We start from the raw sequence: 15,833 nt of genomic DNA, 5'->3' as shown, positions 1-15,833 counted from the left end.
TAGGCGTCGCGCCCCTTTCCTCCTGACATACCGACCGGTTAGTCTGCCCGCGATCCGGCATCCGGCCGTACGAGAGGTGGACCCGTGAACGCATACCAGGACCAGCGAGTCGTCGTCACCGGCGCGGGCGGCGGCATCGGCGCCGCCCTCGCCCACCGCTTCGCGGCCGAGGGCGCCACGGTGGTGGTCAACGACCTCGACCCGGACAGGGCCGCCGCCGTCGCGGCCGCCATCGGCGACCGGGCGGTCCCGGTGCCGGGCGACGCCTCGGCGATCGTGGCCGAGGCCCGCGAGGCGCTCGGCGGGACGGTCGACGTCTACTGCGCCAACGCCGGCCTCGCCTCGGGCGGCGACGCCTTCGCGGACGAGTCCGTCTGGGAGGCGGCCTGGGACACCAACGTCATGGCCCACGTCCGCGCCGCCAGACTGCTGCTGCCGGACTGGCTGGAGCGGGGGAGCGGCCGCTTCGTGTCCACCGTCTCGGCCGCCGGGCTGCTGACCATGATCGGAGCGGCCCCGTACAGTGTCACCAAGCACGGTGCGCTCGCCTTCGCCGAATGGCTCTCGCTGACCTACCGCCACCGCGGTGTCGAGGTCCACGCCATCTGCCCGCAGGGGGTGCGCACCGACATGCTGACCGCCGCGGGCTCGGCGGGCGAACTCGTCCTCGCGCCGACCGCGATCGAGCCGGAAGCGGTCGCGGACGCGCTGTTCGACGGCATGGAGAAGGGCCGATTCTTGATCCTGCCGCACCCCGAGGTCGCCGACTTCTACGCCGCCCGCGCCACCGAGCCGGACCGCTGGCTGAGCGGCATGAACCACCTCCAGCAGAAATGGGAGACGCGTTGACCCCCTCCCACGCTTCCGGGGCCGCGCACGCCTCCGGGGCCCCGCACGCTTCCGGGGCCCCGCACGACTCGCGGTACGGGGCCAAGCCCTGGGTCGGGCTGCTCGCCGCGGTCCAGCGGGCGCCCGTCTCCCCGCCGCCCACCGTCCTGCACGCCTTCCGCGAGGCCGTCGCCCGCGCCCCCGGGCGCACCGCGCTGGCCTACTTCGACGGCCGGATCGGCTACGCGGAGGCCGACGCGCTCTCCGGCTCCGTCGCCGGTCACCTCGCGGCGCAGGGCATCCGCCGCGGGGACCGGGTCGCGGTCATGCTGCAGAACACCCCGCACTTCGTGCTCGCCGTCCTCGCGGCCTGGAAGGCCGGGGCCGTCGTCGTCCCGCTCAACCCCATGTACAAGTCCGGCGAGGTCGGGCACATACTCCGCGACTCGGGGGCCGCCGCGCTGGTCTGCGACGGCCGTGCGTGGACGGCGTACCTGTGCGAGACCGTGCGGGACAGCGCCGTGCGGACCGTGCTGACCGCCTCCGACCTGGACTTCCAGACGCGCAACGACCCGCGCGTCTTCGGCCCGGTGCCGGTGCCGGTGCCGGAGCCGGGCCCTGTCCCGGCCCCCGCCCGGCCGTTCGTGCCCGCCCAGGCGGGCGCGCCGGGCCCCGGTCCCTCCCCGGATCCCGCCGGCCCCGCCCCCGCCGACCTCCTCTCCGTGGCCCGCGGCGGGCGACCGGCGCCGGACGATCCGCACCTCACCGCCGCCGACACCGCCCTGATCAGCTACACCTCCGGCACCAGTGGCACCCCCAAGGGCGCGATGAACCCGCACGGCGCGCTCACGTACAACGCCACCCGGCAGGTCACCTCCCACCCCCTGCCCGAGGGTGCCGGCTACTTCGCCCTCGCGCCCCTGTTCCACATCACCGGCATGGTCTGCGAGCTCGCCGCCTGCTTCACCAACGCCGGCACTCTGGTCCTCGCCCACCGCTTCGACGCGGGCGCCGTCCTCGACGCCTTCCTCGAACACCGCCCCGCCTACACCGTCGGCCCGGCCACCGCCTTCATGGCCCTCGCCGCCCACCCCGGCGTCACCCCCGACCACTTCGCCTCGTTCCGGGTGATCTCCTCCGGCGGCGCCCCGCTCCCGCCCGCGCTCGTCGAGCGCCTGCGCACCGCCTTCGGCTTCTACCTCCGCAACGGCTACGGCCTCACCGAGTGCACCGCGCCCTGCGCCACCGTGCCCGTGCACCTCGAAGCCCCCGTCGACCCCGCCTCCGGCACCCTCTCCGTGGGCCTGCCCGGCGCCGACACCGTCGTGCGCATCCTCGACGACCGGGGCGCCGAGGTCCCCTTCGGTCAGACCGGTGAGATAGCCGTCCGCGGCCCCCAGGTGGTGCCCGGCTACTGGGGCCTGCCCGCGGAGTCCGCCAAGGCCTTCCCGGACGGCGAACTGCGCACCGGGGACGTCGGGTTCATGGACCCGGACGGCTGGCTCTATGTCGTCGACCGCAAGAAGGACATGATCAACGCCTCGGGCTTCAAGGTCTGGCCGCGGGAGGTCGAGGACGTGCTCTACACCCACCCCGCAGTCCGCGAGGCCGCCGTGGTCGGCGTCCCGGACGCGTACCGGGGGGAGAGCGTGAAGGCGTACGTGAGCCTGCGCCCCGGCACCTCGGTGGAGCCGGAGGAGCTCTCCGCCCACTGCGCCGCGCGCATCGCCGCGTACAAATACCCGCGCGAGGTCGAGATCCTGCCTGTCCTTCCGAAGACGACCAGTGGCAAGATCCTGCGACGGGAACTGCGCGATCGAGGCTGAAAACAGTCGGACGGTCGTACAGCTGGTCGCTGTGACCAGGCAGGAACGAGGAAGGGAAGGTCAGCGCCATGGCGGCCAGGACCACGGAACCCGCAGGCACGCACGAGGCCCCGGTACCGCAGCGGCTGCTGGCCGTCGCCACCCGGCTCTTCGCCGAGCGCGGCTACGACCGCACCTCGGTCCAGGAGATCGTCGAGGCGGCCGGTGTCACCAAGGGTGCGCTCTACCACTACTTCGGGTCCAAGGACGATCTGCTGCACGAGGTGTACGCGCGGATGCTGCGGCTCCAGCAGCAGCGCCTGGACGCGGTGGCCGACTCCGACGCGCCCGTCGAGGAGCGGCTGCGCGCCGCGGCCGCCGACGTGGTCGTCACCACCATCGAGAACCTCGACGACGCGATGATCTTCTTCCGGTCGATGCACCAGCTCAGCCCGGAGAAGTTCAAGCAGGTGCGGGCGGAGCGCCGGCGCTACCACGAGCGCTTCCGGGCGCTGGTGGAGGAGGGGCAGCGCACGGGAGTGTTCTCCGACGCGACCCCCGCCGACCTGGTGGTGGACTACCACTTCGGGTCCGTCCACCACCTCTCCACCTGGTACCGGGCGGACGGCCCGCTCACCCCTCAGGAGGTCGCCGATCACCTCGCCGACCTGCTGCTGCGCGCGCTGCGTCCCTAGACGCGTTCTGCGGACCGGCCCCGGCCCGGGCGTCCCGGTTGCCTCAGCAGTCGATCCGGGAGCCGTCGGGCATCGCCTCGACGGACACCGAGAACCAGATCCGGGACCCGGGCACGGCCGGGGCCGGGCCCGGGTCTATTCCGTAGAACTCGCGGAGGTCGTCGGGGGAGTCGAAATAGAGCGTGAGGCTCGGATGCTTCTTGGACTCGAAGCAGAAGACGACGAAGTCACGGGTCCGTTCCGAGTCGAGGCTCTCCACCGGGCGCCATCCCGCCGCGGGTGCCTCCCGGCCGAAGTAGTCCAGTACCTCCTCGCGGCTCCCGTCGTACGCGTACGTCCGCTGGGCGGTCAGCCAGGCGCCCCCGGTGTCTTCGGTGCAGTGCGGCGCGGTTCCCGCCTCGCCGCCGACGGGTGTGGCCCGCGCCGGGCGCAGGGTCAGGGCCGATACCTTGTCGAGCTCGGCCAAGGCGGCTTCGGTGCCTTCGCAGGTTTCGGGAAAGACCAGGGAGCAGCCGCTGAGCGACGCTCCGACCAGCAGGGCGGCGGGCAGCAGCCGCAAACCAGGCATGTTCATGGCGAGAGATTAGGTGCAGGGCCGGCCGCCGTGCGAACGGGGCCCCCTCCCGGTACGGATCCCCCAGGTCCGTACCGAGTGAGGGCCCCTGGGGACGCTCGGGTGGCCAGCCGTTACGGGGCCACCTTCAGCAGCTTGTTCGCCGTGCCCGCCGACGGGTTGGTGACCGCCCCGGACGTGGCCGCCCCGGTCAGCGCCGTGGCCGCCTCGGCCGGCGTCGCGGACGGGTGTGCGCCCAGGTAGACGGCCGCGGCTCCGGCCACGTGCGGGGCCGCCATCGAGGTGCCGGAGATGGTCTTCGTCCCGGTGTCACTGTCGTTCCAGGTGGACGTGATGTCCGAGCCCGGCGCGTACAGGTCCACCACGGAGCCGAAGTTGGAGAACGAGGACTGCGCGTCGTCGATCGTGCTCGATGCCACCGTGAGGGCCTCGGTCACCCGGGAGGGCGAGCCCTGACCGGCGTCGGACGACTCGTTGCCCGCCGCCACGGCGAAGGTGACGCCCGAGGTGATGGCCCGGCGCACCGCCTCGTCGAGGGCCTCGTCGACCCCGCCGCCCAGGCTCATGTTGGCGACCGAGGGCCCCGAGTGGTTCTGCGTGACCCAGTCGATCCCGGCGACCACCTGCTCGGTGGTGCCGGAGCCGTTGTCGTCCAGCACCCGCACCGCGACGACCTTCGCCTTCTTGGCGACGCCGTGCGCGGTCCCCGCGATGGTGCCGGCCACGTGCGTGCCGTGGCCGTTGCCATCGTCGGCGCTCTCGTCGTTGTCCACCGCGTCGAAGCCCGACGTCGCACGGCCGCCGAAGTCCTCGTGGGTGGTGCGCACACCGGTGTCGATGACGTACGCGGTCACGCCCTCGCCGCCGCCGTCGGGGTAGTTGTACTTCTTGTCGCCCGCCTGCGCGGTCTGGTCGATCCGGTCCAGACCCCAGGAGGGCGGGTTGGGCTGGGTGGCGTTGATGGTGAACTTCTTGTTCTGCACGACCTTGCCGACGGCCGGGTCCGCGGCGAGCCGCTTCGCCTCGGTCTCGCTCAGTCCCGAGGCCGAAAAGCCGTTGACCCCGGAGCCGTAGGAGCGCTTCAGCTCGCCCCCGTACTTGCGGGCGAGCTGTTCCTTGTTCGCGGATGCGTCGAGTATGACGACGTAACTACCGCTGATCGCGCCGGGCGCACCGAGGCCGTACACGGTGCCTTCGGCCGGTGCCGCGGCCCCCGCAAAGGGGGTGGCGAGCAGGGTCACGGCTGCTGCCGCGGCCGCTCCCGTGCCGACTGCCGCGTACCGAAATCGGCGCGAGCGCTTGTGAGTTGCCATCTGAAGGGTTCTCCTCGTGTTGACGTGTGGGGCGTCAGACCTTCTGGAGAACCCTGTTCCGATTGACAGGCGCAAATCAAGAACGCTTTGGGGTTATGGGGTTATTCAACAAGGTTTCTTAAAGGGTCCCCCGCACCGCCTTCACCTCGTACACGGGTTCATACGAACTCCCGCACGATTCCCACACGTTCAGGGACGACCAGCCGCGTACCCCTTCAACTCCCGCCGTGCCAGAGATCGCTGGTGCACCTCGTCCGGCCCGTCGGCCAGTCGCAGGGTCCGCGCGGCCGCCCACAGCTCGGCCAGCGGGAAGTCCTGGCTCACCCCGCCCGCACCGTGCAGCTGCACCGCGTCGTCGAGGATCCGCACCACCGCCCGCGGGGTCGCGATCTTGATGGCCTGGATCTCGGTGTGGGCTCCCCGGTTGCCGGCCGTGTCCATCAGCCAGGCCGTCTTCAGCACCAGCAGCCGCAGCTGCTCCACCGTCACCCGGGCGTCCGCGATCCAGTTCTGCACGACGCCCTGGGCGGCCAGCGGCTTGCCGAAGGCCGTACGTTCCACCGCGCGCCGGCACATGAGCTCGATGGCCCGCTCGGCCATCCCGATCAGCCGCATGCAGTGGTGGATGCGGCCCGGTCCGAGCCGGGCCTGGGCGATGGCGAAGCCGGTGCCCTCCTCGCCGATCAGGTTCGCCGCCGGGACCCGGGCCCCGTCGAAGACCACCTCGGCGTGGCCGCCGTGGTCGTGGTCCTCGTACCCGTACACCGTCATCGCCCGGCGCACCTCGACACCCGGGGCGTCGCGCGGCACCAGGATCATCGACTGCTGGCGGCGCGGATCGGCGCCCTCCGGGTCGGTCTTGCCCATCACGATGAAGATCCTGCAATCCGGGTTCATCGCCCCGGAGATGAACCACTTGCGGCCGGTGACCACGTACTCGTCACCGTCGCGCTCGATCCGCGTCTCGACGTTCGTCGCGTCCGAGGAGGCCACCTCGGGCTCGGTCATCGCGAAGGCGGACCGGATCTCGCCGGCCAGCAGCGGCTCCAGCCACTGCTTCTTCTGCTCCTCGCTGCCGAACTGGGCGAGCAGCTCCATGTTCCCGGTGTCGGGGGCCGCGCAGTTGGTGGCCATCGGCGCCAGGTGCGGGCTGCGGCCGGTGATCTCGGCGAGCGGCGCGTACTGGAGGTTGGTCAGCCCCGCCCCGCACGCACCGTCCGGCAGGCCGTGCTGGTCCACGAAGAAGAGGTTCCACAGCCCCTGACGGCGCGCCTCGGCCTTCAGCTCACCGAAGACGGCCGGGGTGTCCCAGGGCGAGGCCAGCCGTGCGCGCTGCTCGGCGGCGACGGGCTCCGCCGGGTAGACGTACTCCTCCATGAACGCGAGCAGCCGCTCGCGGAGTTCCTCGGTCCGGGCGTCGAATGCGAAATCCATGGTGAGTGCCTCAGCCTTCCTGGAGGTCCTGGAGAGTGGTCAGTCCGTGTTCGATGAAGACCGGGACCAGCTCGCCGATCCGGTCGAAACCCGCCCCGACGGTCTGCCCCAGCGTGTAGCGGTAGTGGATGCCTTCGAGGATCACGGCGAGCTTGAACCAGGCGAAGGCCGTGTACCAGGCGATGGCCCCCGTGTCCCGGCCCGAACGGGCGGCGTAGCGCTCGACGAGCTCGGCCGGCGCCGGATGGCCCGGCGCGCCGCTCGTCGTACTGACCGGGGAACCGGTCAGGCCCAGGTCCGAGCTGTACATCACGAGCAGCCCGAGGTCGGTCAGCGGATCCCCGAGCGTGGACATCTCCCAGTCCAGCACCGCCCGGATGGAGTCGTCCGGGCCGCCGATCAGGACGTTGTCCAGCCGGAAGTCCCCGTGCACCACGGTCGGGGCGGGGGAGGCGGGCAGCCTGCGCCCGAGCGCGCCGTGCAGCTCGTCGATCCCGGCGAGCTCCCGCCCCCGGGAGGCCGCGAGCTGCTTGCCCCAGCGGCGCAGCTGCCGGTCGAGGAAGCCGTCGGGCCGGCCGAAGTCACCCAGGCCCACCGCCTCCGGGTCCACGGCGTGCAGCTCGACCAGGGTGTCCACCAGGCCCAGCACGGCACGCCGGGTGCGCTCCGGGCCGATCGCGGCGAGCTGCTCGGCCGTCCGGTACGGCACCCCGTCCACGTACTCCATGACGTAGAACGGCGCCCCGAGAACGGCCTCGTCCTCGCACAGGAGCAGCGGCTCGGGCACCGGCACGGCCGTGCCGTGCAGCGCCTCGATCACCCGGTGCTCGCGCCGCATGTCGTGCGCGGTGGCCAGTACGTGGCCCAGCGGCGGCCGGCGGACCACCCAGCGGGCGGTCCCGTCCGTGACCTCGTACGTCAGGTTCGACCGGCCGCCCTCGATCAGCCGGCCGCGCAGCGCACCGGCCACGAGTCCCGGCCGGGCCCGGTCGAGATGACCGCGCAGTCGCTCCAGATCCAGGCCGCGCGGGTCGGCCGGGGCTGAGGTCATGGTGCGCACCTCCGTGCGAGTCGAGGAATGCAGGAGCGACGGTGCGTCGGAGCGCCGTCGCACCGCCCATCATGCCGACCAGTCGGTATGTCGTCCAGGGCGCGGGCGGAAGGAAAACCTTCCGCCCGGCCCCTCAGGCGTGACAGAGGATGGGCGTGCCGCCGTTCATCACCGTCATATCGGTCAGGACCGCCAGGATGTCCAGGGGCGCGCCCTCCGGCTCCCCGGCCAGTTCCGCGTACGCCCGGTGCACGTTCGCCACCAGCCGCTCGCTCTCCCGCCAGGCGGCGAACTCGCCGAGATCGGCCTGCCGGGCCACCTCGAGCGGGGTCAGCCCCTTCGCGCGCCCCTCCCGGGCGAGCTCGGACACGTACCGCAGATAGCGCTCGGTGGAGTCGTAGGCCGAGGGGTCGGTCAGGGGCCCGTGGCCCGGTACGACGGTCTCCGCGTCCAGCGAGCGCAGCAGCTCCAGCGCCCGCAGCGATCCGGCGAGGGACCCCATCGCGAGGAACGGCGTCCCCCCGGCGAAGATCAGGTCGCCGGTGAGGACCACCCGCTGCGCGGGTAGCCACACGACCGAGTCCCCGGTGGTGTGCGCGACGCCCGGGTGGATGACCTGCACCTCCGTCTCGCCGACGTGCAGGGTCGCCCGGTCGCTGTAGGTGAGGTCCGGCGGGACGATGCCGATCGCGCCGAAGTCCGTGGCGGGCCAGATCATCTCCAGCTGGTGTCCGGCGGCGAGCTGCTCGGACCGTGCGTTGTCGTGGCCGAGGATCAGCGCCTCGGGGGCGAAGACGCCGTTGCCGTACGTGTGGTCGCCGTGGTGGTGGGTGTTGACCACGGTGCGGGGGAGCGGCGCCCCGGCCGCCACGATCGCCTCGCGCAGGGCCAGGGCCCGCCGCTCGGTGGCGGCGGTGTCCACGAGGAGGGTCCGGCCCCCGTCGGTGACGAATCCGGCGTTGTTGAGGCACCAGCCGCCGTCCGGCTGGACGTAGGCGTGCACCCCCGGCGCCGGCTGGACGAGGTACGGCTCTTCGGCGGACATCTGCGCTCTCCCCGGGTCGCTGTGACGGATGGTCGGCATCCTGTCAGCCGTCACGGACCCGGGGGGAGGGCGGGTCGGCCGGTGGTCGTCGGCGGGCGCAAGCGGGCGCCGGCCGGAGCCGGCGGACGTCGGTGGCCGTCAGCGGGCGTCAGTGGACGTCAGTGGTCGTCGTAGTGTCCGTCGTGCGCCGCGTGCCGGTGCCCGTCGTGCAGGTAGTCCACGTGGTCGCCGTGCCGGACCGCTTCGTGCCCGCAGTCCGCGCCGTGCGCGTGCGTGTGTCCGTCGTGGGTGCTGTGCCCGCTGGGCTCGCACTCGTCCCAGTGCCCCGAGTGCTCCCGGTGCAGATGGCCGTCGTGCGCGTAGTCGACGTGGTCGCCGTGCGGGACCGCCTGGTGCCCGCAGTCCGCGCCGTGCGTGTGCTGGTGCGTGGGGTGTTCGTGGTGCAGGGTCGTCATGGCGCCGAGGTTAGTGGGGATTGTCGGGTATCGCCCGTTATGTCGCGATGGCGCGGCGAAGCGCGATCATCACACCGGCGGCCCGGGCCGTGGGCTCGGGCCAGGGGCCGCATCAAGGGCCCGCATCAGGGGCCCCGGCCGACCGTTCAGACGATCACCGTCATCGCCAACAGCGCCAGCGTCACCGTGCACGCCACCACCGCCAGGGCCGCCCGCGGTGCCAGCACCCGCGGCCGGGCCACCGCCAGTGCCCGGATCCGCCGATGGGCCACCCACAGGAACGCCAGCCAGATCACCGCGATGGCCGCCACCCCGGCCAGCTCCACGGTCGCGCCGGACCCGCGCAGCACCTGCCGCAGCGCCAGCACCGCCACCACCGAGGAGGCCAGCGTCGTACGCCGCCACGCGAGCCGGGTCCGCTCGGGCTGCAGCCCGGCGTCGCGGTCCGGGCGGCCCGCGACGCTCATCGTCCCGTCGTCCAGCCGAGCAGCACGACCACCACCATGGCCACCGCCACCAGGCCCACGCCCAGGCTCAGCACCACCGGGAACCGCGACAGCGGCAGGTCCTCGCCCCGCCGCATGGCCCGCTCGCACCGCACCCAGTGGTTCACCGCCCGCAGCGCACAGGCCGCGCCCACCGCCAGCAGCGCGAAGGCCATCCCGACCCGCACCCCCCAGCGCAGGTCGGGCAGGAACTGGTCGACGGCGAAGCCGCCGCCGACCAGGGCCAGTGCGGTCCGGATCCAGGCGAGGAAGGTCCGTTCGTTGGCCAGCGAGAAGCGGTAGTCGGGGGTCTCGCCCTCGTCCCTCAGCCGCGAGGGTGCGAACCAGAGGCGCACGTCCTTGACGAAGTCGATCACCCGACAAATCTACAAGCGCGGCTCCCGATGCGCGCGCAGCCGCCGGTAGGCCTCCAGCCCGTCCGGCACCCAGGCCCAATCGCCGTCGTCCACCCGCCGGTCCAGCTCCTCCTGGGTGAGGTAGGTGTGCCAGTCGACCTCGGACACCTGCGGGGCGACCGGCAGCTCGCACCGCACCTCGTGCACGTACGACCACCAGGCCCCGCCCGGACCCTCGTACAGGAACTTGAACAGGGGCGTCGGCTGCGCCAGCCCCCGCACCCCCAGCTCCTCCTCGGCCTCGCGCAGTGCGGCCTCGGCGTAGCCCTCGCCGGCGCCCAGCACCCCGCCCACGAACATGTCGTAGTACGAGGGGAAGACCAGCTTCGAGGCGGTCCGCCGGTGCACGAAGATCCGCCCCTGCGGGTCCCTGGCCTGGACGAACACGCAGCGGTGGATCAGCCCCCGCGCGTACACCTCGCCCCGCGGGGCCTGCCCCGTCACCCGGTCGTCCCGGTCCACCACGTCCAGTACTTCATCAGCGGCACTCACACAGGTCATCCAACCACCGCTGTTGACTGGTTACCGCTCCGTAGCCAAGGATCTGCCCCACCATCGACGGAGGACGGGTAACCGCATGACGTACGACGCAGACGTGATCGTGATCGGAGCCGGGCTCGCGGGGCTCGTGGCCACCGCCGAGCTCGTCGACGCGGGCCGCAAGGTCATCCTGCTCGACCAGGAGCCCGAGCAGTCGATCGGCGGCCAGGCCCACTGGTCCTTCGGCGGGCTGTTCTTCGTGGACTCGCCCGAACAGCGCCGGATGCGGATCAAGGACAGTCACGCCCTCGCCCTCCAGGACTGGCTGGGCACCGCCGGATTCGACCGCGAGGAGGACGCCTGGCCGCGCCGCTGGGCCGAGGCCTACGTCGACTTCGCGGCCGGCGAGAAGCGATCCTGGCTGCACGCGCAGGGCGTCCGCTTCTTCCCGGTGGTCGGCTGGGCGGAGCGCGGCGGCTATGACGCCAACGGACACGGGAACTCCGTCCCCCGCTTCCACATCACCTGGGGCACCGGCCCCGGCCTGGTGGAGCCCTTCGAGCGGCGGGTCCGGGCCGGCGCCGCCCGCGGCCTGGTCCGCTTCGCGTTCCGCCACCGCGTCACCGGGCTGTCCGGCACGGCCGGCGCGGTGGACACCGTCACGGGCGAGATCCTGGAGCCCTCCGACGCCGTACGGGGCTCCGCCAGCAGCCGCGAGGCCGCCGGGACCTTCTCCCTGCGGGCCCAGGCCGTGATCGTCACCAGCGGCGGCATCGGCGGCAACCACGACCTCGTGCGCGCGCAGTGGCCCGACCGGCTGGGCACCCCGCCGCAGCGGATGCTCTCCGGGGTCCCGGCCCACGTGGACGGTCTGATGCTCGGCATCGCCGAGCGGGCGGGCGCCAGCCACATCAACAAGGACCGGATGTGGCACTACACCGAGGGCATCCAGAACTGGGACCCGATCTGGGCCCGGCACGGCATCCGCATCCTGCCCGGCCCCTCCCCGCTGTGGCTGGACGCGACGGGCAAGCGGCTGCCCGTGCCGCTCTTCCCCGGCTTCGACACCCTCGGCACCCTCGACCACATCATGAAGACCGGCCACGACCACACCTGGTTCGTGCTCAACCAGCGCATCATCGGCAAGGAGTTCGCCCTCTCCGGCTCCGAGCAGAACCCGGACCTCACCGGCAAGTCGATCCGTGACGTCTTCACCCGCGCGCGCCAGGCCGTACCCGGCCCGGTCAAGGCCTTCATGGACAACGGGGCCGACTTCGTCGTCGAGCGGGACCTGTCCGCCCTGGTCCGCGGGATGAACGCGGTCACCAAGGAGGACCTGCTCGACGAGGCCGCCGTGCGGGGCGAGATCGTGGCACGCGACCGGGAGATCGCCAACCCCTTCACCAAGGACCTTCAGGTGACGGCCATCCACGGCGCCCGCAGGTACCTTGGCGACAAGCTGATCCGTACGGCCGCCCCGCACCGGATCCTGGACCCCAAGGCGGGACCGCTGATCGCGGTACGGCTCTCGATCCTGACCCGCAAGTCCCTGGGCGGCCTGGAGACCGACCTGTCCTCGCGCGTCCTGACCGCGGCCGGCGAGCCGCTGCCGGGCGTCTACGCGGCCGGCGAGGCGGCCGGATTCGGCGGCGGCGGGGTGCACGGCTACCGGGCCCTGGAGGGCACCTTCCTCGGCGGGTGCATCTTCTCGGGCCGGGCGGCGGGCCGCGCCGCCGCTGCGGCCGTCGGCTGACGGGTGCCCCGGGGCCTGACGGGTGCCCCGGGGCCTGACGGAGGCCGTCAGACCAGCCGTTCGGTGACCCGGAAGCGCTCCGCGACGACGAGGGTGTCGTCGTCGACCGTGAACCCCGGGTCACCGATCGCCCCGCGCACCGGGTCGCTGTGCCAGAACTCCTCGTGTGCCGTACGCCATTCGGCCACCGATGTGAATCCCTCACCCTCGTCGAGCGCATGCGGCAGCCCGACGTCCCCCAGTCGCAGCACCTCCACGGAGGTCACCTCCACCACCGCCACCCCGCGCTCCCCGGAGTCGACCAGCAGCGAGCGGGCACCCGGCTCCGGCAGCGGCTCCTCCTCGGCCTCGTACTCCGCGAGCAGGCCGGTGGTGCTGGTCTTGGCCCCGCTCAGCACGGCCGCGACGAGCTGGTCGCGCAGCGGACCGGGGAACCCCAGCAGGTACGGGGGAAGATCATCACAAGCAGTCATGCGGTCACCCTACGAGACCGCACGGACGCCCCAGAACCGGCCAGTCCATCCCAACTCGCACCACCGTCACAGCAGTTGAAACCCGCCACGCAGTGGACTGGACCTTGACGCGGAGCTGGGCCTACCGCTTTGCTGTGCGTGATCACCGGCGCGCTCACCGTCGCGATCCCCCGACCCGCCCCACCCACCCGGCCGATTTTCTCGCATGCGCCCTGTGCGCGGGAACCGGCCACCGCTGACCCTCGTCCACCCGTGTCCTGGAGGGAAACCCGCGGATGTCCCCGCCTCCGCCGCCCCTCGGCCGCGCCCGCAAGCGGGACGCCCAGCTCTTCGACCCGGCCCTCTGCGACGCCGAACTCGTCGACGTGCGTTCCCAGTTCACCCAGGGCCGGTGGGCCCGGGCCCGCGCCCTCCTCGTCGGCACCGGCGACGACTGGGACCGCCGCGGTCACCGGGTCGTCGTCCTCGCGCAGACCCCGGCCGCCGGCGCCTGGGCCCGCGAGTGGCTGCTCGCCGAACCGGAGAGCGCCGACGCCGCCACCCTCCTCGCCTGCGCCGCCGTTTTCACCGCCCTGCGCCAGAAGGGCACCCCGGCCGCGGCCGAGGAGGCCTGCCGCCGGGCCGCCGTCCTGCTCCCGGCCGACCCCACTCCCTGGCTCGGGCTGCTGCTCCTCTCCCGCACGTTCGGCAGCGAGGAGGAATTCAGCCGCCACTTCGACCAGGTCCGGGCCCGCCACCGCGAGCACCACCACGCCCATCACCTGATGGTCGCGAAACTGGCCGAACGCGCCCTCGCCCTGGGCCAGGACCCGCTCCACGAGGTCTACGACTTCGCGTCCTGGGCCGCCGAGGAGTCCCCGGCCGACTCCCCGCTCGCCGTCCTGCCCGTCGTCGCGCACGCCGAGCGCTACCGGGTCCTCGCCGCCAGGAACGGCCACTCGCCCGAGGCGGCCGCCGCCCACTGGGCCGGCCGCCGGGCCCGCCAGGTGCTGCGCTCCGCCTTCGACTGGTGGCTGGAGTGGGAGCGCGACGACCACCCCCGCAACCGGGTCGACCTCAACTTCCTGGCCCACGCCAAACTCTGCGAGGGCCGTCCCGCCGAGGCCGCCGCCCTCTTCCACCGCATCGGCAGCCACGCCACCCGCGCCCCCTGGTCCTATCCGGACCGGGACCCGCAGAAGGCCTTCCTCGCCGCCCGCGGCGTCGCACTCGGCACCGCCTGACCGCCCGGCAGCGACGCCCCATCGAAGCTCACCTCCGCCCCCCCCGAAGTCCCGGTAGCTCCCAGAACCACCGCGCCCCCGAACCCCCGAGCCCCGAACGAACCGTGCCCCCCGAAAGGACGCCGCCATGCCGACGGGCAGATCCTCCACGCTTCAAGACCCGGCCGAAATCCGTACGTACAAGGGCCAGGACCGGGCCCTGCGCGCCGACCGCCTCGGCACCGCAGGCCTGCTCCTGTCGGTCCTCGCCGCCAGCGCGCCCCTGATGGTCGTCGCCGGTGTCATGCCCACGACCTTCGGGGTCATGGGCATCGTCGGCCAGCCCCTGCTCTTCGTCATCCTCGGCGCCGTCCTCGCGCTCTTCAGCGTCGGCTACGCCGAGATGAGCCGCCACGTCCACAACGCCGGCGCCTTCTACGCCTACATAGCCCGCGGCCTCGGCCCCACCGCCGGCGCGGCCGCCTCCCTCGTCGCCCTCGTCGCGTACAGCGCCATGCAGGTCGGCGTCTTCGGCATCCTCGGCTTCGAGATGTCGGGCATCTTCGCCACCTACCTCGACATCGAACTGGCCTGGTGGATACCGGCCCTGCTCGCCGTCGCCGCCACCGGCGCACTCGGCTGGCTCAAGATCGACCTCAACGCCAAGGTCCTCGGGGTCCTCCTCCTCGTCGAATGCGTCCTCGTCGTCGTCTTCGACGTCGCCGCCATCGCCGAGCCGGCCGCCGAAGGCCTCTCGCTCCACGCCTTCAACCCCGAGACCCTCGGCGGAGCCGGCTTCGGCACCGCCCTGTGCTTCTGCATCGCCGCCTTCGTCGGCTTCGAGCAGTCCCCGGTCTACGCCGAGGAGACCAGCAAGCCGCACATCGTCGTCTCCCGTGTGATGTTCCTCGCCGTCGGATTCGTCGCCCTCTTCTTCGCCGTCAGCGCCTGGGCCCTCACCGTCGCCACCGGCCCCTCCGAGGTGGTCAAGACCGCCGGCGAAGCCGGCCCCACCCTGCTCTTCCAGCTCACCGAGGCCCGCCTCGGCACCACCTTCACCGACGTCCTGCACGTCCTCTTCGTGACCGGCATGTTCGCGGCCATGCTCAGCTTCCACAACGTGGTCGCCCGCTACGCCTTCGCCATGGGCCGCGAGGGCCTGCTCCCGGCCGCCTTCGGCCGGACCAACGCCGGCACCGGCGCCCCCGCCACCGGCTCCCTGCTGCAGACCGGCGTCGCCGCCCTCGTCGTGATCGCCTTCGCGCTCTCCGAGGACAAGGCCCCTGCCGACCCCTCCCTCAAGGTGCAGCTGCCCGACCCCACCACCCCCGTGCTCCACCTGTTCACGTGGATGGGCAGTGTCGGCGCCCTCGGTGTGACCCTGCTCATGGCCGCCGCCTCCTTCGCCGTCATCGCCTTCTTCGTCCGCCGCGGCACCGCCGGCGCCCAGGTCTGGCGGCTCGTCGCGGCCGGCACCGCCGGTCTCGCCCTGCTCGCCATCGCCGTCTACACGGTCAAGGACTTCGGCGTCCTGGTCGGCGCCGAGAAGGGCTCCGCGCTCAGCTGGGTGCTGCCCGGCATCATCGGCGCCGCCGTCGTGATCGGCCTGGTCTACGGAGCCGTGCTGCGCCGCAGCCGCCCCGAGGTGCACGCCCGTATCGGCCTCGGGAACGAGGCCTTCCGCCTCGACCAGGCGGCAGAGGGCACCCCTGGCGACTGACCTCGCTTTCCGCCCCCCACGAAGCCCCCGACACCCGTTTCCATGGTCGTCGGGGGCTTCGGCGTTCAGGGGGTGCTTTTGGAGGGGAGCGGAGCCTCATGGTC

At 72.6% G+C, this 15,833-nt stretch carries 16 protein-coding genes; 6 read left to right on the top strand and 10 right to left on the bottom strand.

The genetic code is table 11. The features are described 5' to 3' along the window. Positions 1–84: 84 nt before the first annotated feature. The 3 genes from OG444_RS09395 to OG444_RS09385 all read left to right on the top strand — a co-directional run bounded on the left by OG444_RS09395 (position 85) and on the right by OG444_RS09385 (position 3,328). Positions 85–849 (top strand): SDR family oxidoreductase, encoded by a 765-nt coding sequence (locus OG444_RS09395; RefSeq protein ID WP_327261723.1) that lies wholly within the window; start codon positions 85–87, stop codon positions 847–849. Next, on the top strand, positions 834–2,654 hold the full coding sequence (locus OG444_RS09390; protein ID WP_327261722.1) for a class I adenylate-forming enzyme family protein: 1,821 nt from the start codon (positions 834–836) through the stop codon (positions 2,652–2,654). Before OG444_RS09395 ends, OG444_RS09390 begins: the two co-directional genes overlap by 16 nt. 68 nt (positions 2,655–2,722) lie before the next feature. Further along, positions 2,723–3,328, top strand: a complete 606-nt coding sequence (locus OG444_RS09385; RefSeq protein ID WP_327261721.1) for a TetR/AcrR family transcriptional regulator — start codon at positions 2,723–2,725, stop codon at positions 3,326–3,328. A 43-nt stretch (positions 3,329–3,371) separates the two neighbouring features. Here OG444_RS09385 and OG444_RS09380 read toward each other — a convergent pair whose 3' ends face one another. The 9 genes from OG444_RS09380 to OG444_RS09340 form a co-directional block, all read right to left on the bottom strand. Continuing rightward, the gene (locus OG444_RS09380) at positions 3,372–3,902 is read right to left on the bottom strand and encodes a hypothetical protein (RefSeq protein ID WP_327261720.1); all 531 of its coding nucleotides are present in this window, start codon (positions 3,900–3,902) and stop codon (positions 3,372–3,374) included. 113 nt (positions 3,903–4,015) lie between these two features. Then, on the bottom strand, positions 4,016–5,215 hold the full coding sequence (locus OG444_RS09375; RefSeq protein WP_327261719.1) for a S8 family peptidase: 1,200 nt from the start codon (positions 5,213–5,215) through the stop codon (positions 4,016–4,018). Between the two features lie 189 nt (positions 5,216–5,404). Further along, positions 5,405–6,649, bottom strand: a complete 1,245-nt coding sequence (locus tag OG444_RS09370) for an acyl-CoA dehydrogenase family protein (protein WP_327261718.1) — start codon at positions 6,647–6,649, stop codon at positions 5,405–5,407. A gap of 10 nt (positions 6,650–6,659) precedes the next feature. Next, positions 6,660–7,700, bottom strand: coding sequence for a phosphotransferase family protein (locus tag OG444_RS09365; RefSeq protein ID WP_327261717.1), 1,041 nt, complete (start codon positions 7,698–7,700; stop codon positions 6,660–6,662). Positions 7,701–7,833: 133 nt separating this feature from the next. Then, the gene (locus OG444_RS09360; protein WP_327261716.1) at positions 7,834–8,745 is read right to left on the bottom strand and encodes an MBL fold metallo-hydrolase; all 912 of its coding nucleotides are present in this window, start codon (positions 8,743–8,745) and stop codon (positions 7,834–7,836) included. A gap of 158 nt (positions 8,746–8,903) precedes the next feature. Next, positions 8,904–9,200 (bottom strand): hypothetical protein, encoded by a 297-nt coding sequence (locus tag OG444_RS09355; protein ID WP_327261715.1) that lies wholly within the window; start codon positions 9,198–9,200, stop codon positions 8,904–8,906. A gap of 146 nt (positions 9,201–9,346) precedes the next feature. Then, positions 9,347–9,667: a DUF202 domain-containing protein gene (locus OG444_RS09350; RefSeq protein ID WP_327261714.1), complete on the bottom strand. Its 321-nt coding sequence runs from the start codon at positions 9,665–9,667 to the stop codon at positions 9,347–9,349. Next, entirely contained in the window at positions 9,664–10,062 is a 399-nt protein-coding gene (locus OG444_RS09345) for a YidH family protein (RefSeq protein ID WP_327261713.1), read from the bottom strand. Before OG444_RS09345 ends, OG444_RS09350 begins: the two co-directional genes overlap by 4 nt. A gap of 9 nt (positions 10,063–10,071) precedes the next feature. After that, the gene (locus tag OG444_RS09340) at positions 10,072–10,602 is read right to left on the bottom strand and encodes an NUDIX domain-containing protein (RefSeq protein WP_405788319.1); all 531 of its coding nucleotides are present in this window, start codon (positions 10,600–10,602) and stop codon (positions 10,072–10,074) included. 76 nt (positions 10,603–10,678) lie between these two features. Between OG444_RS09340 and OG444_RS09335 the strand changes: the two genes are divergently transcribed. Further along, the gene (locus OG444_RS09335; RefSeq protein ID WP_327261711.1) at positions 10,679–12,334 is read left to right on the top strand and encodes an FAD-binding dehydrogenase; all 1,656 of its coding nucleotides are present in this window, start codon (positions 10,679–10,681) and stop codon (positions 12,332–12,334) included. Between the two features lie 47 nt (positions 12,335–12,381). On the opposite strand, the gene OG444_RS09330 is transcribed toward OG444_RS09335, so the two are convergent. Then, positions 12,382–12,807 (bottom strand): ASCH domain-containing protein, encoded by a 426-nt coding sequence (locus OG444_RS09330; RefSeq protein ID WP_327261710.1) that lies wholly within the window; start codon positions 12,805–12,807, stop codon positions 12,382–12,384. A gap of 275 nt (positions 12,808–13,082) precedes the next feature. Here OG444_RS09330 and OG444_RS09325 point away from each other — a divergent pair, with 275 nt between their 5' ends. Further along, a complete protein-coding gene (locus tag OG444_RS09325; RefSeq protein WP_327261709.1) occupies positions 13,083–14,030 on the top strand; it encodes a hypothetical protein in 948 nt (315 codons plus the stop codon). Between the two features lie 127 nt (positions 14,031–14,157). After that, complete coding sequence (locus OG444_RS09320) at positions 14,158–15,729, top strand: APC family permease (RefSeq protein WP_327261708.1); 1,572 nt, start codon at positions 14,158–14,160, stop codon at positions 15,727–15,729. Positions 15,730–15,833 lie beyond the last annotated feature (104 nt).

This window comes from Streptomyces sp. NBC_01232 (assembly GCF_035989885.1).
Classification (GTDB): domain Bacteria; phylum Actinomycetota; class Actinomycetes; order Streptomycetales; family Streptomycetaceae; genus Streptomyces.
The sequence above is the reverse complement of the archived record's forward strand: the minus strand, read 5'-3'. Positions and strand labels throughout refer to the sequence as shown.